Source organism: Pseudomonas sp. MM227 (assembly GCF_947090715.1).
Lineage (GTDB): Bacteria > Pseudomonadota > Gammaproteobacteria > Pseudomonadales > Pseudomonadaceae > Aquipseudomonas > Aquipseudomonas baltica.
Genome location: NZ_OX352319.1, coordinates 401,789 through 426,632, shown reverse-complemented (window position 1 = coordinate 426,632; position 24,844 = coordinate 401,789). Strand labels below are relative to the sequence as shown.

Genomic DNA, 24,844 nt, shown 5'->3' with positions numbered 1-24,844 from the left:
AATGGTTTGATGTGTAACAGTTACCGACCAGCGATTCGATATCGAAACCGTGCCAGCAGGGAGCTCCATGCAAGTCGCCAATCCCCGTCGGGGGTACATCCTGGGCCTGAGCGCCTACATCTGTTGGGGGTTCATCCCTCTCTACTTCAAGACCCTTGCGCACTACCCGGCCGTGGAGATCATCGCCCAGCGGGTGCTCTGGTCGGCGCTGCTGGGGTCGTTGCTGCTGCTGGTGTGGAAACACCCCGGCTGGCTGCGCGAATTGCGCGAGAACCCCGTACGCCTGGCGATACTGGTGGGCAGCGGTTGCCTGATCGCCGCCAACTGGCTGGTCTATGTGTGGGCGGTGAACAACGGTCGACTGCTCGAGGCCAGCCTGGGCTACTACATCAACCCGCTGCTCAACGTATTGCTCGGGCTGCTGATCCTGCGTGAGCGGCTGCGCCCGCTGCAATGGATCGCCGTGGCACTGGCGGCGACGGGGGTGGCGCAGCAGGTCTGGCAGGTGGGCAGCCTGCCATGGGTCTCATTGGCACTGGCCTTGACGTTCAGTTTCTACGGACTGATTCGCAAGCGGGCACCGGTGGCGGCGTTGCCGGGGTTGGTGATCGAAACCTGGTTGCTGGTACCGCTGGCCGCGGGCTGGCTGCTTTGGCACGGCGATGCCGTCAGTATCCAACCGGCCTTCTGGACCACCAGCGACGCGCTCTGGTTGATGGCTGCAGGGCCGATCACACTGGTGCCGCTGCTGTGCTTCAACGCCGCGGCGCGCCATTTGCCGTATACCACGCTGGGCTTCTTGCAGTACATCGCGCCAACGCTTGTGTTGCTGCTGGCCGTTCAGGTGTTCGGCGAACACCTGGCTCCCGCGACCTTGATGACGTTCATCTTCATCTGGGCGGGGCTGGCTATCTACAGTGTGGATATCTGGTGGAATCGACGCAAACGCGACTGATCAGAAAACGATCAACTGGCTGCAGGCCGCGCGGAGCTTGGTGTACAGCGATCTACGCCGAGGTTATCCACAGCCTGGTCCCCGCAGATTGTGCACAACATGCCGTAAACTGGCTGTTTTTTGAACGATTTCCTGTAAGCCTTGCAGGACGCGCCCTGCAGAGAGGTCGACACAGGTTATCCACAGGCAGGCGCAGGATAACCTTGGATAACCTGGGAGAGGCTTCAGATCAAGCCGAGCTCTTCGCGCGCCAGTTTTACCAGCAAGTCCAGGTCGATCGGCTTGAGGAGAAAATCCACCACGCTCAGGTGCATGGCAGTAATCGCATCCTTCACGCTGGCATCGCCTGAAATGATGATGATCGGCAGCGCCGCACGCTCCGACTCGCGGACTTCACGGATGAGGTCCAGGCCCGACTCGGGCCCCATGCGCAGGTCGGTGATCAACAGCCCGATGCCCCTGTTGGCGCGCAACTGCAGCATTGCGCCCATGGCGCTGTCGGCCTGCAGGCACTCGATGCCATGCAGCGCCAGAATCTGCGCAAGGACATCCCGCGTGTCGTCGTCATCATCCACTACCAGCACCAGCTGCGGCGGCAGCGCCTGCACCTGGCCCAGTTCGCTGAGCGCTTCACGCTCGGCATCGCTCAACAACAATTCGTGATCGGACATACGCTTCCCGTCATCCAGAACCTATCCATCTGGCCATTGCGCTCGATCCCGCCTTTTAGACTTACGTCCAATGGGCACCTTCGCCCATGCAGTCGACCATGGCCGAACGATAAAGACAAATCTCCCATAACAACAACTTCCGATTCGACCTATCGAGCGGTAATGGCCATGAGCAAAACCGACGCCTTCACCCAGGCGGGCAAGACCGCGGTGCTGCAGAACATCCACGGCACCGTGCAGTTCCTGCAACGCTTCCCACCGTTCAACCAGATGGAAAACGCCCACCTGGCGTACCTGGTCGAGCAGTGCCAGCTGCGCTTCTATGCCGGCGGTGAAAGCATCATCAAACCGGCCGATGGCGCTGTCGAGCATTTCTATATCGTCAAGCAGGGGCAGGTGGTGGGCGAGCGGCCGCACAGTGCGCGTCGCGGCACCGAAACCACGTTCGAGATCACTGCCGGCGAGTGCTTCCCGCTGGCCGCCCTGCTCGGCGAACGGGCCACGCGCACCGAGCATCTGGCAGCCGAAGACACCTTCTGCCTGCAATTGAACAAGCCGGCCTTCATCAAGCTGTTCGCGCTGTCGACGGTGTTCCGCGACTTCGCCCTGCGCGGGGTGAGCAGCCTGCTCGACCAGGTCAACCAGCAAGTGCAGCGCCAGGCCGTGGAAACCCTGGGCACCCAGTATTCGCTGAACACCCGACTGGGGGACCTTGCCATGCGCCACCCGGTGACCTGCTCAGGCTCTCTGCCGCTGCGCGACGCCGTGCGGCTGATGCACGAGCAGCAAGTGGGCAGCATCGTCATCGTCGATGACTTGAAGGCCCCCCAGGGCATTTTCACCCTGCGCGACCTGCGCCAGGCCGTGGCCGACGCGGCCACCGATTTCGGTGCGGGCATCGAGCGCTACATGATCCCGCGGCCCTTCCATCTCAGCCCTGAAGCCAGCGCCTTCGATGCTGCCGTGGCCATGACCGAACGGCACATCGCCCATGTCTGTCTGGTGAAAGACCAGCGCCTGTGCGGCGTGGTCTCCGAGCGCGACCTGTTTTCCCTGCAGCGGGTGGATCTGGTGCACCTGGCACGCACCATTCGCCATGCCTCGCGCCTGGAACAACTGATTGCCTTGCGTGGGGAGATCAGCGCTCTGGTCGAGCGCATGCTGGCCCATGGCGCATCGTCGACGCAGATCACCCAGCTCATTACCTTGCTCAACGATCACACCGTCTGCCGGGTGATCGAGCTGGTGCTGGAAGAGCGCGGTGATCCGGGCGTGCCTTTCAGTTGGCTGTGTTTCGGCAGTGAAGGCCGCCGCGAGCAGACCCTGCACACCGATCAGGACAACGGCATCGTCTTCGAAGCCCGCGACGCTGCCCACGCTGCCGAAATCCGCGGCAAGCTGCTGCCACTGGCGCACCAGATCAACCTGGCCCTGGCACAGTGCGGCTTCAGCCTGTGCTCGGGCAACGTCATGGCCAGCAACCCCGAGCTGTGCCTGTCGCGTCTGGAATGGGCACGGCGTTTCGCCGGCTTCATTCGCGAAGCGAGCCCGGAGAACCTGCTCAATTCGAGCATCTACTTCGACCTGCGCACGGTATGGGGCGATGATTCGGCGTGTGCGCAGTTGCGCCGCAGCGTGCTGGAGCAGGTGGCCGACAATCGCCTGTTTCAGCGCATGCTGGCGCAGAACGCCTTGCGCCAACGCCCACCGGTGGGGCGCTTTCGCGACTTCGTGCTGACCCGTCAAGGCAGCGACAAGGCAGCCACCCTGGACCTCAAGGTGCAAGGCCTGACGCCCTTCGTTGACGGCGCGCGCCTGCTGGCCCTGGCCAACGGCATCGACACCGGCAATACCCTGGAGCGCCTGCGCCAACTGGTGGCCAAGGAGGTCATCGACGCGCAGGACGGCGCCGCCTACGAAGAGGCGTACCATTTCATCCAGCAGACGCGCATGCAGCAGCATCAGGCCCAGGCCCGGCAGCACTTGCCCTACTCCAATCGCATCGACCCCGCCGAGCTCAACCACCTGGACCGGCGCATCCTGCGCGAGTCGCTGCGTCAGGCCCAACGCCTGCAGGCCAGCCTGAGCCTGAGGTATCAACTGTGAATTTGTTCCCGTGGCGACGGCCACGCCCCACCCCGCTGGCAGTCGAGCTGCAGCAGCGCCTGCAAGGGTTGCCAGGCCCGCAGCCTTTGGCTGACTGCAGCCTGCGCGAACAGCGCTGGGTGGTGCTGGACCTGGAAACCAGTGGCTTGAACCTGAACAAGGACCAGGTGCTGTCGATCGGCGCGGTGGTCATCGAAGACGGCGCGGTGGACTTCTCTCAGCAGTTCGAACGCACATTGCTGCGCGAGCAACCTCGCCTGGGCGCCAGTGTGTTGATCCATGGCCTGGGGCCGGAAGCGATCGCCGCCGGCCAGGCGCCGGCAGACGCCCTGCTCGATTTCATGACCTTCGTCGGCGACAGCCCGCTGCTGGCGTTCCATGCACCGTTCGACGAGCACATGCTGGGCCGCGCGCTCAAGGACAGTCTGGGCTACACGTTGCAACACCCCTTCATCGATGTCGCCGAGCTGGCCCCGATGCTCTGCCCCGATGCGCTGCTGCGCGCAGCTGGACTGGACGACTGGACCATGCATTTCGGCCTGCAGGTCGGCGAGCGCCATCACGCCAGTGCCGATGCGCTGGTGACCGCGGAATTGGCCATGCTGCTGTTCAGCCGTGCGCGCCGTCAAGGTCTGGACAGCCCCCGCGCCTTGGCCGAAAAAGTGAGCCAGTGGCGGCGCAGGCAACAGAACCAGGTGTTCTGACCAGCGCAAAGGCGTGTATGCACACGATCGCTACCCGACAGCGGTCGCCAGTCTCGACTACAGGTGATAACGTCCTGGCACTTGACGCTCCGTGACCCAGCCATCCCAATGTGGACGGCTGGGTTCTTTTTGCAGGCCCTGAAATGAAAAGCACCACCATCCGCCGCTGGTCCTTCATCCACACCTGGACCAGCCTGATCTGCACCCTTTTCCTGCTGATGCTGGCCATCACTGGCCTGCCCCTGGTGTTCCATCACGAGATCGAACACCTGCTGGGCGATGCGCCACAGTTCCGCGAAATGCCTGCCAACACGCCGCAACTGGATCTGCAACAGCTGGTGGAAGCCGCCCAGGCCCATCGTGCGGGTGAAGTGGTGCAATACTTCGGCTGGGACGAGGACGAGCCTCACGGCGTGCTGGCGATTACCGCTGCCACCGCCGACACCGAGCCCAATTCGTCGCACACCTTCATGCTCGATGCGCGTACCGGCGAAGCCGTGGAAACGCCCTCGGCCAACGGTGGCTTCATGATGGTCATGCTGCGCCTGCATGTGGACATGTATGCCGGCCTGCCCGGCAAGCTGTTGCTGGCATTCATGGGTCTGCTGTTCGTGCTGGCGATCGTTTCCGGAGTGGTGCTGTATGCGCCGTTCATGCGCAAACTCACGTTTGGCACCGTGCGCAATCAGAAATCCACCCGCACCCGCTGGCTCGACCTGCACAACCTGATCGGCGTAGTCACCTTGACCTGGGCGCTGGTAGTGGGCGTGACGGGGGTGATCAGCGCCTGCGCCGACCTGCTGATCGGTGCCTGGCGGGCAGAAACCCTCAGCGCCTTGATCGAACCCTACCGCGACGCGCCACCGCTCAAACAACTGGCGCCCGCCACCCGCCTGTTGGACATCGCCCACGGCGCTGCGCCAGGCATGACACCCGACTTCATCGCCTTCCCCGGGACGCGCTTTTCCAGCGAACACCATTACGCGGTGTTCATGCAAGGCGGTACCCACCTGACCTCGCACCTGCTGACGCCAGTGCTGATCGACGCCACCACGCTGGACGTCACTGCCGTGGTCGAACGGCCTTGGTACATGGACGCCATGGGCCTGTCGCAGCCGCTGCACTTCGGCGATTACGGCGGCATGCCGATGCAGATCCTGTGGGCGGCGCTGGATGTATTGACCATCATCGTGCTGGGCAGTGGCGTGTACCTGTGGTGGGTCCGACGCCGCGCCGCCAAGGCCTCTGGCGCAGAGGCCACTGCGTGACGAAAAGGAAGAAGTCGATGTTCTGGCCGGTGTTCCGCATTCCGCTGTTGGTCGGCGTGCTCGGCGCCACCGGATTGTTCGCTGCCCTGCTGGGGGATGGCGGGTGGGATGCCCTGGCGTGGGTGGGGTTGGGGGTTCCTGCGGTGATGGGGGTGTGGGGATTGGTGAGGAAGGGCTGAGCTGGGAGGAAGGAAGTTACCCCTAGTTAACTAGGCGGTAATGTTTTGTTTAACTTTATCATCCGAGCAACCGAAGTTTCCAAATCCTACACATCAAACCGTTCTACATCAAACAATCGAAGATCACGCCCTACTTTGAAGCTAATTACTCTGATAGCTCACTGTTAAATATCCTACAATTTTTCAGGACGCAGCACTGTGCGTTAACGTTGTATCGAATCAAACATAATGATATCTCTATCTGCCTCGCACTACGCCCACTGGTTTGCTCGGGCTAATTGTGCATTCAGCTCGTGAACAAACCAACATTGAAATGAGGCCCCATCGGTATGAGGCGTTTCCTGGCGCATGCAGTAACGCAAAGGCCAGCCCTGTTCGGGGCTACCTTGATCACGATATTCATCCTCAAACTTTCGCTGTTTGCGCCTCCACTCTTGCTGGGTTCTATTATTGACAACCTGTCACTCGACAACAGCGCTGAAAACCTGACGATACCTTATCTGCTCGGTGGTTATGCGTTGGTCATACTGGTGACAGCTGCGGTTGCACCCATCCAGACGTATGTGCTTACCCGACTGGTGCAGCAGACGGTCAAGGATCGATCCATCAGCTGGCTAGCAGAAATCTTCAAGAAAGAATTCTGCGTCTTCGACAATCTGAGAATCGGCCATTTGATCAAAGCGACGGATCGAGGTATTACCGCTCATGAGCAGATACTGAATTTCTTTATCACCGTTGGGCTTCCCCTGATCATCGAAATCCTTGTCGTCAGCGTTCTGTTTGTGCACTTTGGCGGCGCCCAACTCTTTGCAGCGCTGTTGACGGCGTCATGCATCTATTTATATGTGTGCCACAGAATCATCCAGTGGCGGACTCGACATATCAATGACGTCAACGACAGCGAAGACGAAGTCTCTGAATGTCTGTTCAGCACGCTGCGCGCCGCACGGTCGATCAAGCTGGAAGGCGCGGCAGAACGAACGCTATCCCCGCTCAACCTGGCATTCGAGCGCTACGCGCGTTGCGCTACCACCGTCGCCAGTTCTGCCGCGGCACTGGGGTCCGCGAAAATGCTCTTCATCGGGCTTTCCACGTGTGGACTTCTGGTGTGGGGCGTTCGAAACCAAGGGGTGGCGAACCCGACATTGACCATCGGCGAGTTGGTTGCCCTATGCTCGATTGCGGGTGGATTTCTCACCAACATATCGGGCATTGCCGAAGCCTATCGTTCGGCCCACCAGTTCATGGCTGACAGAGTGAAACTGCAGCAGACCCTCAGCCTTCCGCGATTCGATGGACCGGACCGATCACTGGAACCTGGGACACCCCTCATCTCCTCCTTGGAGTTGGCAGCATGCGAGGTGTCAGGCCGACTTTTGACGCTCGACGCTTCCCTGCGATTCAAGTCCGATGAGAGCGTGGCCATCACGGGCCCCAGTGGTGCAGGCAAGTCAACATTGCTCGAGTTGCTGGCGGGTATGGATGCGGCGTATCGACAATATCTCTCTTTGAATGGTATCTGCGTTCAGCGGACCCGCGGCGCCTCGCAGCTGCGCGCGCTGCGGTACTGCCCGCAAAGTCCGGTATTTCTGCCGGGCGATCTGGAATCGGGCGTGATGTATGGCCATGCCGCCGGACCTGAACTGTTGAAGCAGGCCCGGCAACTATCATTGAGCGCACTCCTGAGCCAATTGAATCTCAACGACAACGCTTCCAACCTTTCCGGTGGACAGGCCAAGCGGCTTGGCCTGCTTCGCTTGTTGAACAGACCTGGACGCTTCAATCTTTTCGACGAGCCAACCGCTTCACTCGATCAGGAGCTGGCCATGGCAACGTGGGACACCCTGATGCATGCATTCAAAGGTAAAGGGTTGATCTGCGTTACTCACGATATCGAAGCATTGGCGCGTTTCGACCGGGTTCTGGTTATTCAGCAGGGCAAGATCGTTGCCGATGGGCCATGGCAGCTGTTGAGAAAGGAGGCAGGTCTGCTCAACGGCATAGCGGAAATGGCAGAACGCTGAGCGTCAGCCCTGTGCGTAACTCGAGCTACGCGCCTGCATTCCTGGCCAAGACAATCCAGGTCCGAGAGCTTTGGATCACAATCGAGTTGGGACGGCTTGACCCCGTCTCCACGCTGATACAGGGTGTTTCCTTATCCAAGGAGAACACCTCATGCCCGCCATGACGCTCTACCACAACCCCGCCTCCCCCTTTGCTCGCAAGGTCATGGTGCTGCTGCATGAGACCGGTCAGTTGGAGCGGGTCGCGCTGAAGACGGTGGCGTTGAGCCCTGTCAGTCCGGATGCGTCAGTGAACCAGGACAACCCGGCCGGGAAGATTCCGGCGTTGGTGCTCGAAGACGGCACTACGCTGCATGACAGTCGGGTGATCCTGGAGTATCTGGATCACCAGCATGTGGGCAACCCGCTGATCCCTCGGGAAGGGGCGTCGCGCTGGCGGCGGTTGACGGTGGCGTCATTGGCGGATGCGATGCTCGACGCGGCCGTGCTGATTCGCTACGAGAAGGCCCTGCGGCCGCCTGAGCTGCACTGGCCGTTGTGGCTGGATAATCAGGCGGAAAAGATCGAACGGGGACTGGCGTATCTGGAGGCCACGGCGGTCGCGGAGTTGAGCGCAGCGTTCGATATCGCAGCGATCGGGGTGGCCTGTGCGCTGGGGTATGTTGATTTTCGCATGCCGGAGTCTGGCTGGCGGCAGCGCTATCCGGGGTTGGCAGGGTGGTATGCCGAGGTGAGTGAGCGCGAGTCGCTGCGCTCGACTGTGCCGTCGGCCTGACAGGCCGGGGTGCTCACGCGACCTCGCACCAGTCCTGTACCTCGAGTCCCTCGACAAGACGAAACGCCTTGTCACTGGTGACCAGTGTCATCCCGAGCGAAAGGCTATGGGCGGCGATAAGGCCGTCCAATGTGCCCAGACATTGCCCGCGACGCTCGCCTACGGCTCGGCTCGAGCCATAGGCCTGGGCCGCCTGGCTGCCCCAGGGAAGGATATCGACGGTTTTCAAGAACGCATTGACAAGCCCCGCCAATCGCTGCGCCGACGGTCGCTTGGCCAAGCCATAAAGCAACTCTGCCTCGGTGATGGAGGAAATGCACACCGATGCCATGGGCACAGCGCTCAAGTTCTTGATGACCGCTGGATGCCCCTTGAGCAGGTAGCTGACTGTATTGGTGTCCAGCATCAGCTGCTTCATTCAGGGATACCGTCAAGTGGATCACGGTTTTCACCACCCGCCTGGGTGCGATCGTCGGCGTTCAGGAAGTCGTCTGGAACGCCACCTTCCGCGACAAGTGCCAGAAACTCATCCCATGAATCCGGCTTTCTGGACAAAATAACATCGCCGGTCTCGGGATCGCGCCGTATGAAGACTTCATCGGTGTCGAATCGGAAAGCGGCAGGCAAGCGCACGGCTTGGCTTCGACCATTTACGAAGACTTTCGCTGTCTGAGACATGGTGCATTCCCCAGTGCTGGTATACACCACAATATATACCAGCATCCAAGGGGGGAAAATGAGAGATTTTCCGTTCGCCTCGCAGGCCTCACGATCCTGATTAATGCACGTTGGATACGTGACAGGCGCATTGCCAGCCTGTCATACGCAGAATCAGCAGTCGGGCTTGTCGGCAACGAAGCGGCGGGCAGGGTTTACCGCGGCCTTGAATTCACGCAGGCCTTTGGCGCCGATCAGCAGGGGGTAGTTGAAGCTGCTGCGGTCTACCAGGTTGACCTCGATGGTGCGCTTGACGTCGCCCAGGCACAGCTCCAGGTCGACCACGGGGCGTTGCGAGACTTCGGTACCTTCACCATCGTCGTCTTCTTCGGCGCGGTTCTTGATCTTGCTCATGCGCGAGATCTTGTGCTCGTAAACCTTGTTGTCGGCGTCCTTGGTGGCCAGGCGAAAGCGTACCCAGTCGTCGCCGTCGCGGGTGAACGTCTGGATGTCCTTGGCCGACAGCGACGCTGTCAGTGCGCCGGTGTCCATCTTGGCCTTGAGCGTCTGCCCGCCAATTTCGGGCAGTTTGATGTATTCATAGCGGCCATACAGGGTCGGCTCTGCTGCCAGCGCGGGCAGGGCCAGTATGGACAACAGGGCGAGTACGTTCTTCACCTGGGATTCCTTCGGGGCAGTGTGCAATGCGCGCAGCATACCGAGATAAAAGTGAAACATTTGTTGACGAAACCCTCGGGCAGAATTGGTTACAGCCGCGCTTGTGCTTATCATTGCCTGCTTCATGAAGCCAGAGTAGCCCTATGCGCCGCCTTCTCACCGGCTGTCTTGCGACCGCCCTTCTGCTGCTCAATACGCTGGTGTTGATCGGCCCCTTGCTGGTGTTCGCCTTGGTCAAGCTGGGGGTACGTGGTCGCTGGCGCGATCATGCCTCGGCGGCGGTCATGTGGATTGCCGAGACCTGGTCGGAGATCGACAAACTGATCTTCAAGGTCTGCACTTGTACCGAGTGGGATATTCGCGGGGCACGCGACCTGCGCAAGGGCACGTCCTATCTGGTGGTAAGCAATCACCAGTCGTGGATCGACATTGCCGCGTTGATCCAGGCACTCAATGGTCGCGCGCCGTTCTTCAAGTTCTTTCTGAAGAAGGAGCTGATCTGGGTACCGTTCCTGGGGCTGGCCTGGTGGGCGCTGGACTATCCGTTCATGAAGCGCTACAGCAAGGCGTTTCTGGACAAGCACCCACACCTCAAGGGCCAGGACCTGGAAATCACCAAGGCGGCGTGCGAGCTGTACAAGCGTCAGCCGGTGACCATCGTCAATTATCTGGAAGGGACTCGCTTCACCCAGGCCAAGCGCGAGCAGCAGGCCTCCCCTTTCCGCTATCTGCTCAAGCCCAAGGCAGGCGGCGTGGCCTTCGTACTGGCCGCGATGGGGCCGCAACTGGATCGCTTGCTGGACGTCACGGTGGTGTATCCGCACGGGCGTATCCCGGGCTTCTGGAACCTGTTGTGCGGGGATGTGCGCAAGGTGATCGTGGATATCAAGTCGCGCAGCATCGATCCGGGTCTGATCGATGGCGATTATGAAAACGATGCGGTATTTCGGCTCAAGGTCCAGAACTGGGTCAACCAGCTATGGACCGAGAAAGACCAATTGATCGGCACATTGCGCACCGAATCGGGACGTTGATCAGCTGCCGGTGGCGCCCCAGATGCTGCCCAGGCTTTGCAGCAACGGGCCGCCGACACCCTGCTGGCCCAGGTACTGAAGAATGACTGGCGCGAACTGACCGACCATGCCGCTGTTCATGCCCAGCGCGCTGAAGGCGCTGTTCATGTCGCTGGTGGTTTTCACGTCGCCAAGGGCGTTGTTCAGTGCGCTGATGTTTTTCTGGTCGGACTTGCCGAGCAGGCCGCTCAGGCCACCCAATCCACCCAAGGCGTTGTTGCCCGAAAGCTTGTCGATGCCGGGAACGGATTTGCTCAGTTGCGAATAGTCGGCGGTGCTGAGTTGATTCTTGGCCAGGCCCAGCATGGCGCCGGTGCCGCCGATGGCCTGGGTCGGAGTGATGTTCAGGGTCGAACCCAAGGTGTTCAGCAGGCCTGCGGCTTCCGGGGCTGCAGCGACGGCGGCGTTGTTGCCTTGCTTGCCGTTCTGCAGGGTGGAGGCGGCATTGACCGCGTCGTTCAGGTTGAAGGCGAAGGCGGGACTGGTGGCAACGGCCATCAGGGAAGCCAGGGCCATGGCGCGAGTGATGTTCATTGTGCAGCAACCTCGGGACAGATAGACGGACCGTCGTCAAACGGCAGTTCGGTCCCATTATGTTCCTCGGGGGTGAAAATTGTGTAATGGCAAAGATGAAGCCACGTAGGAGCGGTCTGTGGCCGCGAAGGGCGCGCTGCGGTGATTCAGGTACTGCGCGGTGTACTCTTCGCGGGCAGAGCCCGCTCCCACAGGATTCAGGTACTGCGCGGTGTACTTTTCGCGGGCAGAGCCCGCTCCCACAGAGAACCGTGGCGCATCAGGCGCGACGCGTTGCGTTTTCGCGGGCAGAGGGCTCGTCGCCCGCCCCGCTCCCACAGGGAGGTTGTGGGAGCGGGTCTGGTCAGGCGGCGCTGAACAGTTTGTGCGGGTCGATGACGAATTTCTTCGGTACGCCCGCGTCGAATTCGCCGTAGCCGCGCGGGGCCTCGTCCAGCGAGATGACTTCCACGCCGACGATATCGGCGATCTTGATGCGGTCCCACATGATGGCCTGCATCAGCTGCCGGTTGTACTTCATCACTGGCGTCTGGCCGGTATGGAAGCTGTGTGACTTGGCCCAACCCAGTCCGAAGCGAATGCTCAGGCTGCCCATCTTCGCCGCCGCGTCCACCGCGCCCGGATCTTCGGTAACGTACAGGCCGGGAATGCCGATCTTGCCCGCCACACGCACCACGCCCATCAATGAGTTGAGCACGGTAGCCGGTGCTTCTGCCTTGGCCCCGCTGTGACCGTGACCGCGTGCTTCGAAGCCTACCGCATCGACTGCGCAATCCACTTCCGGCTCGCCCAGCAAGGCGGCGATCTGCTCGTGCAACGGTGTGTCCTGGGACAGGTCGGCAATCTCGAAGCCCTGGGCCTTGGCATGCGCCAGACGTACCGGGTTGACGTCACCGATGATCACCACTGCCGCACCCAGCAGGCGCGCGGAAGCCGCGGCAGCGAGCCCGACAGGGCCTGCACCGGCCACGTAGACGGTACTGCCAGGGCCAACGCCTGCGGTCACGGCACCGTGATAGCCGGTCGGCAGAATGTCGGAGAGGCACGTCAGGTCGCGGATCTTCTCCATGGCGGCATCGCGGTCCGGCAGCTTCAGCAGGTTGAAGTCCGCATAGGGCACCAGCACGAACTCGGCCTGGCCACCGACCCAGTCGCCCATGTCGACGTAACCATAGGCGCCGCCGGGGCGCGCCGGGTTGACGGTCAGGCAGACGCCGGTGTTCTGCTCCTTGCAGGAGCGGCAGCGGCCGCAGGCGACGTTGAACGGTACCGAAACCAGATCGCCGACTTTCAGGTGTTCTACGTCGCGACCGGCTTCGATGACTTCGCCCGTGATCTCATGGCCCAGCACCAGGCCGACCTGAGCGGTGGTACGGCCACGGACCATGTGCTGGTCGGAGCCGCAGATGTTGGTCGAGACCACGCGCAGGATCACGCCATGCTCGATGCGTTTGCCCCTGGGGTCCTGCAATTTGGGGAAATCGATATTCTGCACTTCGACTTTGCCGGAGCCCAGATACACCACTCCACGATTACCAGACATGCTTTCACCTCGCTGTTTGTTGTTTTTGAGCTTGGGTTTTGCGTGCTGCGGTCATGCGTTTGTTCGTGCGATGCCCTGACGCGGCTCGCGCCGCTGCTACAGGAATGCGCGGTCGTCCGTAGCAGCGGCGCGAGCCGCGTCAATGACGGCGCGGTACATCTGACACATCACATCAGGGCCGAACGCGGCTCGCGCCGCTGCTACAGCACTACCGTGCGGTTGGCGTTGAGGAACACGCGGCGCTCGATGTGGTAGCCGATGGCTCGGGCCAGGGTCAGGCATTCGATGTCGCGGCCCTTGGCGATGAGGTCTTCGGGGTAGTGACTGTGATCGACCACCTCTACACCCTGGGTGATGATCGGACCTTCGTCCAGATCGTTGTTGATGTAGTGCGCCGTTGCCCCGACCAGTTTGACGCCTTTGTTGTAGGCCTGATGATAGGGTTTGGCGCCCTTGAAACCAGGCAGCAACGAGTGATGGATGTTGATCGCCCACCCGTCCAGACGCCGACACAGCTCTGGCGACAACACCTGCATGTAGCGGGCGAGGATCACCAGTTCGGCGCCGGCCTGCTCGATCACCTGCAACACCTTGCGCTCCTGGGAGGGCTTGTCCTTGGGGTCGAGCGGAAAATGGTAGTAGGGAATGTCGTGCCAGCGCGCCAGCGGCTCGAGGTCCGGGTGGTTGGAGATCACTGCGACCACGTCCATCGGCAACTGGCCGATGCGCTGGCGGTAGAGCAAGTCGTTGAGGCAGTGATCGGCCTTGGAAACCATGATCACCACCTTGGGCCGGTATTGCGGCGCGGTCAACTCGAAGATCATGCCGAAGCTGGCTCCGCGCTCGGCGAGGCCTTCGCGAAAGGCAACTTCATCGAAGCCGTCGGGCTGACGAAACTCGACCCTGATGAAGAAGCGCGACGACAGTCGGTCATCGAACGAGTGGTGCTCGGTGACATAGCAGCCCTGCTCGAACAGGTAGCGCGTAACCGCATCCACCGTGCCCAATACGCTGGGGCAATCGGCGGTGAGGATCCAGGTGTCAGGGGCGCGGCTCATGGGTAGTCCTTGGTGTCGAGGTCGAAACAACTGTAGGAGCGGTCATCGGCCGCGAACGGCGCACGGTGGTATGTCCGATGCACCGCGGCGCCTGGTTCGCGGTCGATGACCACTCCCACAGGGCTGTGCAATCCCTGCACTGTCAGGCCTGGATGCTCAGCCCATACTCGGCCGAGGCATCCTGCAACCACAGCCACCAGTAATCGGCGAAGCTGCGGCGGATCAACAGCTCCCAGGTGTCCTCGTCGGTGCGGCGGATCACCAGCTGAGACTTGGCGAACACGGTGCCCACCGCCTTGCCTACCGGAAAATTGTTCGGGTGCACATCGTAGCTCGTGGACTTCATCAGCACGTCGCGCACGTTCGGCCCGCTCAGTTCGATCAGCGACTGGCCGCCGCTGACGTTGACCACCGCGACATGCAGCCCGGCCAGCGCTTCGCGCAGGCGTTGCTCGGTGGCCAGTTCCTCGCCACCGGGAACGATCAGCAGCCACTCGTCCGGGCCCAGCCACTGCAGCGACGTGTCGCCGCTGCTGACCAGGCTCAAAGCGCCGGGCAATTCCAGGCCGGTTGCCTTGTGCACGGCGCCGGCAAAGATCGGGTCATGGCCGTCGCCGCGCAGGGTCAGGTGACCCAGCAGCTTTTTCTCGCGCAGGGTCACACCGGCGCCCTGGCGACCCTTGCCGACCAGGCTGGCGAGGTCGGCATGGTGGAGCGGGTCTTCGGCCTTGGCGCCCGAAGCGGGGCGTTGCTGGTATACGTTGACTGTGGTCATTTTGCTGCACCTGTCAGTGAATGCTGTTCAAGCCTGGAAAAAGATGGAAAACCATCGTGGGAGCGGTCAGTGATCGCGGAGGGCTCGCTGCGGTGGGTCTGGCACACCGCAGCGTTTTTTCGCGGGCAGAGCCCGCTCCCACAGGATCGCTGGCGCCCCGCCCTCAGATGTTCTGCCGCTCGCCCTTCGGATCGAAGAACACCGAGGAGACGATTTCGGCTTCGATCACGCTGCCATCGGCCTGCGGCGAGAACACCCGTTCGCCCATGCGCTTGAGACCGCCCTTGACCACACCCATCGCGAACGAATAACCCAGCGAGTTGCTGGCATAGCTCGACGTTACGTGGCCGACCATGCTCATGGGGATCGCCTGCTTGGGGTCGAACACCAACTGGGCACCCTCGGGCAACCACTTGTTCGGATCGACCGGCTTGAGGCCGACCAGTTGTTTGCGCTCGTGGCGCACGGTGTCTTCGCGGTTCATGCCGCGCCAGCCGATCCACGAGAAGGGCTTGGTCCGCCCGACACACCAGCCCATGTTCAGGTCGTCGGGGGTCATCGATCCGTCGGTGTCCTGGCCGACGATGATGAAGCCCTTCTCGGCACGCAGCACGTGCATGGTTTCTGTGCCGTAGGGGGTCAGGTTGTACTGCTTGCCGGCCTCGATGATCTTCTCCAGCACGCCCATGGCGTAGTCGGCCTGGACGTTGACCTCGTACGACAGCTCGCCGGTGAAGGAGATGCGGAACACGCGCGCCGGCACACCCCCCACCTGCCCTTCTTTCCAGGTCATGAAGCCGAAAGCGTCCTTGTCCAGGTCGATGTCGGTCACTTCACTGAGCAGCTTGCGGCTGTTGGGGCCGGACAGGGTCAGGGTCGCCCAATGGTCGGTGACCGAAGTGAAGTACACCTTCAGGTCTGGCCATTCGGTCTGCTGGTAGATTTCCAGCCATTGCAGGACCCGCGCGGCACCGCCGGTGGTGGTGGTCATCAGGAAGTGGTTGTCGGCCAGACAGGCGGTGACACCGTCGTCGAAGACCATCCCGTCTTCCTTGCACATCAGGCCGTAGCGTGCCTTGCCCACGTCCAGCTTGGTCCAGGCGTTGGTGTAGATGCGGTTGAGGAATTCGCGGGCGTCCGGGCCCTGGATGTCGATCTTGCCCAGGGTCGAGGCGTCCAGCAGACCGACGCTGTCGCGCACCGCCTTGCACTCGCGGGCTACGGCAGCATGGATGTCCTCGCCACGCTTGGGGAAGTACCAGGGGCGCTTCCATTGGCCGACGTCTTCGAACTCGGCACCGTTCTTCACATGCCAGGCATGCAGCGCGGTGAAACGCACCGGCTCGAACAGGTGGCCACAGTGACGCCCGGCCACCGCACCGAAGGTGATCGGCGTGTAGTTGGGGCGGAACATGGTCGTGCCCATTTCCGGAATGGTGACGTTCAGCGAGCGGGCGGCGATAGCCAGGCCGTTGACGTTGCCCAGCTTGCCCTGGTCGGTGCCGAAGCCCAGCGCGGTGTAGCGCTTGACGTGCTCGACCGACTCGAAACCCTCGCGGGTAGCCAGTTCGATGGCGGCCGCAGTGACGTCGTTCTGCAGGTCGACGAATTGCTTCGGCGCGCGCGCCGTGCCCTTGTCGTGGGGCACCTGGAACAGCGCCAGGGTCGGCTCTTCGACGCGGGTCAAGACATTGGGCAAGGTCCCTTCGACGACGCCGAAGCCTGTTTCCGAGGCCGCTCGGGCACCGCCTTCGAAACCGTCGGCCATGGCATCGGCCAAGGCATACACGCCGTTCACGCCGCCGACGCACAGGCGTTTCTGCGGTGCTTCGCCCGGCACGAAGCCGAGGATGTCTTCACGCCAGACGGGCTTGCCGCCCAGGTGCGAGGCCAGGTGCACCACCGGGCTGTAACCGCCCGAGCTGCCGACCAGGTCGCAATCGAGCCATTCGCCGGGGCTGACTACCCTGTGCGCCTTGACATCGATGGCAGCGACGCGGGCAGCGGTGACATGCTTGCTGCCGCGAGCTTCGATCACCGCGCTCGCGGTGAGGATGCGAATACCCTTGGCCCGTGCTTCCTCGACCAGCGCGCCGCGCGGGTTGTGGCGGGCATCGGCCACGGCGACCACCTTGAGGCCGGCGTCGTGCCAGTCCAGGGCTACGCGGTAGGCGTGGTCGTTGTTGGTCGACAGCACCAGTTTCTTGCCCGGTGCCACGCCGTAGCGACGTACATAGGTAGAGATGGCGCCGGCCAGCATGTTGCCCGGCACGTCGTTGTTGCCGTACACCAGGGGCCGCTCGTGGGTGCCGGTTGCCAGCACCACGCGCCCGGCGCGAACCCGGTGCATGCGTTGGCGGACCTGGCCCATCGGCGCACGGTCGCCAAGGTGATCGGTGAGGCGCTGGTGAATGGTCAGGAAATTATGGTCGTGGTAGCCGTTGACCGTGGCGCGGGGCAACAGCACCACTTCAGGCATGCCTGCAAGCTCGCTGATCACTGCGGCGACCCATTCGCCGGCAGGCTTGCCATCGAGGCTTTCACGGGTGTCGAGCAGCGAGCCGCCGAACTCTTCCTGCTCGTCGGCCAGGATCACCCGGGCGCCACTGCGTGCGGCGGCCAGGGCAGCGGCAAGGCCGGCAGGGCCGGCGCCGACCACCAGCACGTCGCAGGTGCGGCTCATGTAGTCGTAGGAATCCGGGTCCACTTCGGTCGGCGAACGACCCAGGCCGGCAGCCTTGCGGATGTACTTCTCGTAGGTCATCCAGAAGGACTGCGGGTACATGAAGGTCTTGTAGTAGAACCCCGGCGGCATCAGCTTGCCGCCGACCTTGCCGAGGATACCCATCATGTCGGTATTGACGTTCGGCCAGCCGTTGGTGCTGGTGGCAACCAGGCCCTGGTACAGCGCCTGCTGGGTCGCCCGCACGTTGGGGATCTGAGTGGCTTCGGTGGCGCCGATCTGCAGCACCGCGTTGGGCTCCTCGGCACCGGCTGCGACGATGCCGCGCGGACGCGAATACTTGAAGCTGCGGCCGATCACGTCGACGCCATTGGCCAGCAGGGCCGAGGCCAGGGTGTCGCCTTCATAGCCGATGTAGGTCGCGCCATTGAAGGTGAAGGTCAGCTTCTTGCTGCGCTCCAGACGTCCGCCGGTGGAGAGGCGATTGACCTGGCTCATGGCTTGTCTCCCGAGGCGATCTGCGGCGCCTCATCAATGGTCTTTTCGACGAACTGCGGCTGGCTGCCGATGCGATAGGTTTCCAGGATCTCGTAGGTCACCGTGTTGCGGGTCGCATTGAAATACTGGCGGCAACCGGCGGCATGGATCCACAGCTCGTGCTGCAGGCCGCGCGGGTTGTTGCGGAAGAACATGTACTCGCCCCATTGCGCGTCGGTGCACGCACCCGGGTCGAGCGGGCGGGCAATGTGCGCCTGGCCCGAGCAGTGGAATTCTTCTTCGCTGCGCAGCTCGCCACAGTGTGGACAGAAGATGTTGAGCATGGTGGTTTCTCCTGTCAGTGGGCGACGGCGGCGGCGCCGTGTTCGTCGATCAACGCGCCGTTGTGGAAGCGCTCGATGGAAAACGGCTTGGCCAGTGGGTGCATCTCGCCCGTGGCCAGGCTGGCCGCGAACACATGGCCCGAGCCCGGCGTGGCCTTGAAGCCACCGGTGCCCCAGCCGCAATTGAAGAACATGTTCGGCACCGGGGTCTTGGAGATGATCGGGCAGGCGTCCGGTGTGGTGTCGACGATGCCGCCCCACTGGCGGTTCATGCGCACCCGCGAGAGCACAGGAAACATTTCGACGATGGCCTGCAGGGTGTGTTCGATGATCGGGTACGAACCGCGCTGGCCGTAGCCGACCCAGCTGTCGATACCGGCACCGATCACCAGGTCGCCCTTGTCCGACTGGCTGATGTAACCATGGACGGCGTTGGACATGATCACGCTGTCGATGATGGGCTTGATCGGCTCAGACACCAGCGCCTGCAGCGGATGGGATTCGACCGGCAGGCGGAAACCGGCCAGCTTGGCCATGTGCCCGGAGTTGCCGGCGGTAACCACACCGACGCGCTTGGCACCGATGAAACCCTTGTTGGTTTCGACACCGATGCACACGCCGTTTTCCTTGCGAAAGCCGGTCACTTCGGTCTGCTGGATCAGGTCCACGCCCAGGGCATCGGCGGCGCGGGCATAGCCCCAGGCCACGGCGTCGTGACGGGCCACGCCGCCACGGCGCTGGACGGTGGCGCCGATGATCGGGTAACGGGTGTTCTTGGTGCAGTCCAGGTAGGGGATCTCTTCGGCCACCTGCTTGTTGTTCAACAACTCGCCGTCCACGCCGTTGAGGCGGTTGGCGCTGACGCGGCGTTCGGAGTCGCGCATGTCCTGCAGGGTGTGGCACAGGTTGTACACGCCGCGCTGGGAAAACATCACGTTGTAGTTGATGTCCTGGGACAAGCCTTCCCACAGTTTCATGGCATGTTCGTACAGGTGGGCCGACTCATCCCACAGGTAGTTGGAGCGCACGATGGTGGTGTTGCGCGCGGTATTGCCGCCGCCCAGCCAGCCCTTCTCGACCACGGCCACATTGGTGATGCCGTGGACCTTGGCCAGGTAATAGGCGGTCGCCAGGCCGTGCCCGCCGCCGCCGACGATGACGACGTCGTAGACCTTCTTGGGGGTCGGTGTGCGCCACATGCGCTGCCAGTTTTCGTGGTGGCTGAGCGAGTGCTTGAAAAGGCCGAAGCCAGAATAACGTTGCATGGTGTTCACTCCACTCTCAGCGGTAGACCGGGAAGTCGCTGCACAGGGCCGTCACGTGACGGGCCACGTTGGCCTCGACGTCGGCATCGCCCAAATTGTCGAGGATGTCGCAGATCCAGCCGGCCAGATCAAGGCACTGGGCCACTTTGAAACCACGGCTGGTGACCGCTGGGGTACCGATGCGCAGGCCCGAGGTCACGAACGGTGACTGCGGGTCATTCGGCACGGCGTTCTTGTTCACGGTAATGTGCGCACGGCCCAGGGCGGCGTCGGCGTCTTTGCCGGTGAGGCCCTGGCGAATCAGGCTGACCAGGAACAGGTGGTTGTCGGTACCGCCGGACACCACGTCGAAGCCACGCTCGATGAACACGCCGGCCATGGCCTGGGCGTTGTCGATGACCTGCTGCTGGTAGGTCTTGAACTCGGGCTCCAGCGCTTCCTTGAAGCACACCGCCTTGGCAGCGATCACATGCATCAGCGGGCCGCCCTGGCCGCCGGGGAATACCGCGGCGTTGAATTTCTTTTCCAGGGCTTCGTTGGCACGGGCCAGGATCAGCCCGCCACGCGGACCGCGCAGGGTCTTGTGGGTGGTGGTGGTGACCACGTCGGCGAACGGGATCGGGTTGGGGTACAGGCCAGCGGCAACCAGCCCGGCAACGTGGGCCATGTCGACGAACAGGTAGGCTCCGACCTTGTCGGCGATTTCACGGAAGCGAGGGAAGTCGAGGGTCTTGGAGTAGGCCGAAAAGCCCGCAATGATCATCTTCGGCTGGTGCTCGACCGCCAGGCGCTCGACTTCGTCGTAGTCGATCAGGCCGGTGTCGGTGTCGATGCCGTACTGCACGGCGTTGTAGAGCTTGCCGGAGAAGCTGACCTTGGCACCGTGGGTCAGGTGACCGCCATGGGCCAGGCTCATGCCCAAGACCGTATCGCCGGCCTGCAACAGTGCCAGGTAGACCGCGGCGTTGGCCTGGGAACCCGAGTGCGGCTGGACGTTGGCATAGTCGGCACCGAACAGTTGCTTGGCGCGATCGATGGCCAGTTGCTCGACCTTGTCCACGTGCTCGCAGCCACCGTAGTAGCGCTTGCCCGGATAGCCTTCGGCGTACTTGTTGGTGAGGCCGCTGCCCTGGGCTTCCATCACGCGCTTGCTGGTGTAGTTTTCCGAGGCGATCAGTTCGATGTGGTCTTCCTGACGCTGGTCCTCGGCGTTCATGGCAGCCAGCAGGACGTCGTCATAACCTTGGATCTGATCTTGTTTGCTGAACATCGCGGTCTCCCCAGCGGCGGCGTGGCGCCTGGCATGTTGGACGAAGGCGACCGGCAACGGCTGCCCCCTTTGATTGCGATGGTAGGGCCGGCGCGATCCGACCAAATGCCTGCGCGCGCCTTGCAGAGGTTCGTTTACGACATGGCGCGATCAGGCCAGCGTCAGAGTGCCCGCAACAGCAGGCGCAGGCCCAGCAGGGCGAGGAAATGCAGGGGGTAGATGGCGTACGCCCAACGGCGCATGGGGACAACTGCCTGGTGTATCCCGACGCGCAGCACCAGCAGGCCTAGCCCTGGTGCCAGCAGACAGGCAACGATGCCGCCGATTGCCGGCCAGTAGAAGTGCCGCGCGGATTCGAACAGGTTGGCCCAGGCGTTGGCGGCCAGGCACAGCACGCCCAGGGGCAACGCCCAGTACAGCGGGCGCTGCCAGGCCAGGACAAACCCCAATGGCAGCAGCACCCCCGCCAGACCGAACATCAGCTGGTGGTCGAACAACGCCGCCACGGCAACCACCGCGCAGCCAAGTGCGGCCATGGCGGGTAGTCGACGTTGCTGCCAGGCCTTGGCCACGATCAAGCCCAGAGCGAGGGTGGGCAGCACGTTGAGAGTGTCGGCCGGGTAGACGAACAGGCGGTAGGGGATTTCCGACAGAGCGGCGAAGCTCAGCAACCAGGCCAGGTAGCGGCCGCCCAGGGGAGCCTCAGGGCGGCGCGTCAGGTTGGCGGCAATCGCCAGGCAGAACCAGGGGAAAGCCAGGCGGCCCGGCACGTAGAGGAAGTCCAGCGACCAGCCGACATAGCGCAGGTGGTCGAGGACCATGCACAGCATGGCCAGCCATTTGAGCAGATCCAGTGCGTGATGTCGGATCATCCGAGAAAAGCTCCAGTTTTTGGGTTGTCATACCGGCCTCTTCGCGGCCACAGACCGCTCCCACGCGAGCCTCACACAGCGCAGGAGCTGGCCGCATGGACGACACGTTTCCCGTAGGAGCGGCCAGTGGCCGCGAAGAGGCCCGCCTAGACGACACATCTTTCACAGTTGGTTTACAGTGCCCGCATACCTAACACCAAGGACCCGCCCATGAACGACCAAACCCAACAGTTCGCCAGCGACAATTATTCGGGCATCTGCTCCGAGGCCTGGGCGGCCATGGAGCAGGCCAACCAGGGCCATCAGCGCGCCTATGGCGACGATCAATGGACCGCACGCGCCGCCGATGAATTCCGCCGCCTGTTCGAAACCGACTGCGAAGTGTTTTTCGCCTTCAACGGCACTGCGGCCAATTCCCTGGCCCTGTCGTCGCTGTGCCAGAGCTACCACAGCGTCATCTGCTCGGAAACCGCGCACGTCGAAACCGATGAGTGCGGTGCTCCGGAATTCTTCTCCAACGGTTCCAAACTGCTGACAGCACGCACCGAGCTGGGCAAGCTGACCCCTCAGGCCATTCGCGAAGTCGCGCTCAAGCGCCAGGACATCCACTACCCCAAGCCGCGCGTGGTCACCCTGACCCAGGCCACCGAAGTCGGCAGCGTGTACCGCCCCGAAGAACTCAAGGCCATCAGCGCCACCTGCAAGGAACTGAACCTGAACCTGCACATGGACGGCGCGCGCTTTGCCAACGCCTGTGCGTTTCTGGGCTGTACACCGGCCGAGCTGACGTGGAAAGCGGGAGTGGATGTGTTGTGCTTCGGCGGCACCAAGAACGGCATGGCCGTGGGCGAGGCCATTCTGTTCTTCAACCACCGGCTGGCCGAAGATTTCGACTATCGCTGCAAGCAGGCGGGGCAGCTGGCGTCGAAGATGCGTTTCCTGTCGGCGCCTTGGGTGGGGTTGCTGGAGAACGATGCCTGGCTCAAGCATGCCGGACACGCCAACCATTGCGCGCAACTGCTCAAGGCGTTGGTCGAGGGTATACCGGGGGTGGAGTTGATGTTTCCAGTAGAGGCCAACGGGGTGTTTCTGCAGATGCCGGAACCGGCCCTGGAAGCCCTGCGCGCCAAGGGCTGGCGCTTCTACACCTTCATCGGCAGCGGCGGCGCCCGCTTCATGTGCTCATGGGACACCGAGGAAGCCCGCGTGCGCGAGCTGGCCGCCGATATCCACACGGTCATGCGCGCCTGAGCCGCGCTGACGCAAAACCGGTAGGAGAAAACCTCAGGCAGAAAACCGGTGGAAGAACATCTGTGGCAGTAAACCTGGGGAAGAACATCTGTGGCAGTAAACCTGGGGAAGAACATCTGTGGGAGCGGGCTCTGCCCGCGAAGAATCCACCGCGGTGCACTTGAAATACCGCAACCACCTTTTCGCGGGCAGAGCCCGCTCCCACATCCTGCTCAGGTCACCGCAGTTCCACCGTGGGAGCGGGCATCACCGCCCAGTCTGACTCAGACTTCCAGGTAATCCAGGATCCCTTCGGCGGCGTTGCGGCCTTCGAAGATGGCGGTCACCACCAGGTCCGAACCGCGGACCATGTCGCCGCCGGCGAAGATCTTCGGGTTGCTGGTTTGGTGCTTGAACCGACCCTGCTCCGGCGCCACCACGCGGCCCTGGCTGTCGGTCTGGATGCTGTGGTCCTGGAACCACGCCGCCGGGCTTGGGCGGAAACCGAAAGCGATGACCACGGCATCGGCCGGGATGATCTCCTCGGAACCCGGAATCGGCTCGGGGCTGCGACGGCCACGGGCATCGGGTTCGCCAAGACGGGTTTCGACTACCTTCACCCCTTCGACCTTGTCTTCACCGACGATGGCGATCGGCTGGCGGTTGTAGAGGAATCTGACCCCCTCCTCCTTGGCGTTCTTCACCTCTTTGCGCGAGCCCGGCATGTTCGCCTCGTCACGCCGATAGGCACAGGTCACCGCCTTGGCGCCCTGGCGAATGGACGTGCGGTTGCAGTCCATCGCCGTATCGCCGCCGCCCAGCACCACGACCTTCTTGCCCTTCATGTCGACGAAATCTTCCGGCGACTTTTCAAAGCCCAGGTTGCGGTTGACGTTGGCGATCAGGAAATCCAGGGCGTCATGCACGCCAGGCAGGTCTTCACCGGGGAAGCCGCCCTTCATGTAGGTGTAGGTACCCATGCCCATGAACACCGCATCGTATTCCTGCAGCAACTGCTCGACGCTGATGTCCTTGCCCACCTCGGTGTTCAGGCGGAACTCGATGCCCATGCCGGTGAAGACTTCGCGTCGATTGCTCAACACGCTCTTCTCCAGCTTGAACTCGGGGATACCGAAGGTCAGCAGGCCGCCGATTTCCGGGTTCTTGTCGAACACCACCGGGGTCACGCCACCGCGCACCAGCACATCGGCGCAGCCCAGACCGGCCGGGCCGGCGCCGATGATGGCGACGCGCTTGCCGGTCGGCTTGACCTTGGACATGTCCGGGCGCCAGCCCATGGCGAACGCGGTGTCGGTGATGTACTTCTCCACCGAACCGATGGTCACCGCGCCGAAGCCGTCATTGAGGGTGCAGGCACCCTCGCACAGACGATCCTGCGGGCACACCCGGCCGCACACTTCGGGCAGGGTGTTGGTCTGGTGCGACAGCTCGGCGGCGGCGAGGATGTTGCCCTCGGCCACCAGTTTCAACCAGTTGGGAATGAAGTTGTGCACCGGGCACTTCCACTCGCAGTACGGGTTGCCACAGCCCAGGCAGCGGTGGGCCTGATCGGCCGACTGCGCGGGTTTGAAGGGCTCGTAGATCTCCACGAACTCTTTCTTGCGTTGACGCAACAGTTTCTTCTTCGGATCTTTGCGCCCGACCTCGATGAACTGGAAGTCATTACTCAGACGTTCAGCCAT

At 62.5% G+C, this 24,844-nt stretch carries 23 protein-coding genes; 9 read left to right on the top strand and 14 right to left on the bottom strand.

Annotated elements, in window-relative coordinates:
- Positions 1 to 67 precede the first annotated feature (67 nt).
- Positions 68 to 955 carry an EamA family transporter RarD gene (gene rarD, locus ONG87_RS01910; protein ID WP_122480420.1) on the top strand — a complete coding sequence of 296 codons (888 nt, stop codon included), beginning with the start codon at positions 68 to 70 and terminating at the stop codon, positions 953 to 955.
- A gap of 224 nt (positions 956 to 1,179) precedes the next feature.
- Here the strand turns inward: rarD and ONG87_RS01905 are convergent, their stop codons facing one another.
- Positions 1,180 to 1,626, bottom strand: coding sequence for a response regulator (locus ONG87_RS01905; RefSeq protein ID WP_192055805.1), 447 nt, complete (start codon positions 1,624 to 1,626; stop codon positions 1,180 to 1,182).
- 162 nt (positions 1,627 to 1,788) lie between these two features.
- Between ONG87_RS01905 and ONG87_RS01900 the strand changes: the two genes are divergently transcribed.
- The 6 genes from ONG87_RS01900 to ONG87_RS01875 all read left to right on the top strand — a co-directional run bounded on the left by ONG87_RS01900 (position 1,789) and on the right by ONG87_RS01875 (position 8,682).
- Positions 1,789 to 3,732 (top strand): putative nucleotidyltransferase substrate binding domain-containing protein, encoded by a 1,944-nt coding sequence (locus ONG87_RS01900; protein WP_192059015.1) that lies wholly within the window; start codon positions 1,789 to 1,791, stop codon positions 3,730 to 3,732.
- Positions 3,729 to 4,436 carry a PolC-type DNA polymerase III gene (locus tag ONG87_RS01895; protein WP_264382100.1) on the top strand — a complete coding sequence of 236 codons (708 nt, stop codon included), beginning with the start codon at positions 3,729 to 3,731 and terminating at the stop codon, positions 4,434 to 4,436. The genes ONG87_RS01900 and ONG87_RS01895 overlap by 4 nt, the downstream gene beginning before the upstream one ends.
- 143 nt (positions 4,437 to 4,579) lie before the next feature.
- Positions 4,580 to 5,704 (top strand): PepSY domain-containing protein, encoded by a 1,125-nt coding sequence (locus tag ONG87_RS01890; RefSeq protein WP_185794953.1) that lies wholly within the window; start codon positions 4,580 to 4,582, stop codon positions 5,702 to 5,704.
- Positions 5,701 to 5,883: a hypothetical protein gene (locus ONG87_RS01885; protein ID WP_264382892.1), complete on the top strand. Its 183-nt coding sequence runs from the start codon at positions 5,701 to 5,703 to the stop codon at positions 5,881 to 5,883. The genes ONG87_RS01890 and ONG87_RS01885 overlap by 4 nt, the downstream gene beginning before the upstream one ends.
- 329 nt (positions 5,884 to 6,212) lie before the next feature.
- On the top strand, positions 6,213 to 7,907 hold the full coding sequence (locus ONG87_RS01880) for an ABC transporter ATP-binding protein (RefSeq protein ID WP_264382099.1): 1,695 nt from the start codon (positions 6,213 to 6,215) through the stop codon (positions 7,905 to 7,907).
- 151 nt (positions 7,908 to 8,058) lie between these two features.
- A complete protein-coding gene (locus ONG87_RS01875) occupies positions 8,059 to 8,682 on the top strand; it encodes a glutathione S-transferase (protein WP_240998857.1) in 624 nt (207 codons plus the stop codon).
- A gap of 13 nt (positions 8,683 to 8,695) precedes the next feature.
- Here the strand turns inward: ONG87_RS01875 and ONG87_RS01870 are convergent, their stop codons facing one another.
- The 3 genes from ONG87_RS01870 to ONG87_RS01860 all read right to left on the bottom strand — a co-directional run bounded on the left by ONG87_RS01870 (position 8,696) and on the right by ONG87_RS01860 (position 10,017).
- Complete coding sequence (locus ONG87_RS01870; protein WP_192055813.1) at positions 8,696 to 9,100, bottom strand: type II toxin-antitoxin system VapC family toxin; 405 nt, start codon at positions 9,098 to 9,100, stop codon at positions 8,696 to 8,698.
- A complete protein-coding gene (locus ONG87_RS01865) occupies positions 9,097 to 9,360 on the bottom strand; it encodes an antitoxin (RefSeq protein ID WP_185794949.1) in 264 nt (87 codons plus the stop codon). The genes ONG87_RS01870 and ONG87_RS01865 overlap by 4 nt, the downstream gene beginning before the upstream one ends.
- Positions 9,361 to 9,513: 153 nt before the next feature.
- Positions 9,514 to 10,017 (bottom strand): ATP-dependent zinc protease, encoded by a 504-nt coding sequence (locus ONG87_RS01860; protein ID WP_122480427.1) that lies wholly within the window; start codon positions 10,015 to 10,017, stop codon positions 9,514 to 9,516.
- A 143-nt stretch (positions 10,018 to 10,160) separates the two neighbouring features.
- Here ONG87_RS01860 and ONG87_RS01855 point away from each other — a divergent pair, with 143 nt between their 5' ends.
- On the top strand, positions 10,161 to 11,051 hold the full coding sequence (locus tag ONG87_RS01855) for an acyltransferase (RefSeq protein WP_264382098.1): 891 nt from the start codon (positions 10,161 to 10,163) through the stop codon (positions 11,049 to 11,051).
- Here the strand turns inward: ONG87_RS01855 and ONG87_RS01850 are convergent, their stop codons facing one another.
- From ONG87_RS01850 to ONG87_RS01810, 9 genes are all read right to left on the bottom strand, one after another.
- Positions 11,052 to 11,624: a DUF2780 domain-containing protein gene (locus ONG87_RS01850; protein ID WP_122480429.1), complete on the bottom strand. Its 573-nt coding sequence runs from the start codon at positions 11,622 to 11,624 to the stop codon at positions 11,052 to 11,054.
- A gap of 343 nt (positions 11,625 to 11,967) precedes the next feature.
- Complete coding sequence (gene fdhA, locus ONG87_RS01845; RefSeq protein WP_122480430.1) at positions 11,968 to 13,167, bottom strand: formaldehyde dehydrogenase, glutathione-independent; 1,200 nt, start codon at positions 13,165 to 13,167, stop codon at positions 11,968 to 11,970.
- A 200-nt stretch (positions 13,168 to 13,367) separates the two neighbouring features.
- On the bottom strand, positions 13,368 to 14,225 hold the full coding sequence (gene purU / locus ONG87_RS01840; RefSeq protein ID WP_185794946.1) for a formyltetrahydrofolate deformylase: 858 nt from the start codon (positions 14,223 to 14,225) through the stop codon (positions 13,368 to 13,370).
- A 142-nt stretch (positions 14,226 to 14,367) separates the two neighbouring features.
- Positions 14,368 to 15,000, bottom strand: coding sequence for a sarcosine oxidase subunit gamma (locus tag ONG87_RS01835; RefSeq protein ID WP_122480432.1), 633 nt, complete (start codon positions 14,998 to 15,000; stop codon positions 14,368 to 14,370).
- 163 nt (positions 15,001 to 15,163) lie between these two features.
- On the bottom strand, positions 15,164 to 18,181 hold the full coding sequence (locus ONG87_RS01830) for a sarcosine oxidase subunit alpha (RefSeq protein ID WP_264382097.1): 3,018 nt from the start codon (positions 18,179 to 18,181) through the stop codon (positions 15,164 to 15,166).
- Positions 18,178 to 18,504 (bottom strand): sarcosine oxidase subunit delta, encoded by a 327-nt coding sequence (locus tag ONG87_RS01825; protein WP_122480434.1) that lies wholly within the window; start codon positions 18,502 to 18,504, stop codon positions 18,178 to 18,180. The genes ONG87_RS01830 and ONG87_RS01825 overlap by 4 nt, the downstream gene beginning before the upstream one ends.
- Positions 18,505 to 18,518: 14 nt before the next feature.
- Entirely contained in the window at positions 18,519 to 19,769 is a 1,251-nt protein-coding gene (locus ONG87_RS01820) for a sarcosine oxidase subunit beta family protein (RefSeq protein ID WP_122480435.1), read from the bottom strand.
- Between the two features lie 16 nt (positions 19,770 to 19,785).
- Positions 19,786 to 21,039, bottom strand: a complete 1,254-nt coding sequence (gene glyA, locus ONG87_RS01815) for a serine hydroxymethyltransferase (protein WP_122480436.1) — start codon at positions 21,037 to 21,039, stop codon at positions 19,786 to 19,788.
- A 161-nt stretch (positions 21,040 to 21,200) separates the two neighbouring features.
- Positions 21,201 to 21,911, bottom strand: coding sequence for a conjugal transfer protein TraX (locus ONG87_RS01810; RefSeq protein ID WP_264382096.1), 711 nt, complete (start codon positions 21,909 to 21,911; stop codon positions 21,201 to 21,203).
- A 210-nt stretch (positions 21,912 to 22,121) separates the two neighbouring features.
- Here ONG87_RS01810 and ONG87_RS01805 point away from each other — a divergent pair, with 210 nt between their 5' ends.
- Positions 22,122 to 23,162 (top strand): low specificity L-threonine aldolase, encoded by a 1,041-nt coding sequence (locus ONG87_RS01805; protein ID WP_264382095.1) that lies wholly within the window; start codon positions 22,122 to 22,124, stop codon positions 23,160 to 23,162.
- A gap of 263 nt (positions 23,163 to 23,425) precedes the next feature.
- Here ONG87_RS01805 and ONG87_RS01800 read toward each other — a convergent pair whose 3' ends face one another.
- Positions 23,426 to 24,844 carry an FAD-dependent oxidoreductase gene (locus tag ONG87_RS01800; protein WP_122480439.1) on the bottom strand — a complete coding sequence of 473 codons (1,419 nt, stop codon included), beginning with the start codon at positions 24,842 to 24,844 and terminating at the stop codon, positions 23,426 to 23,428.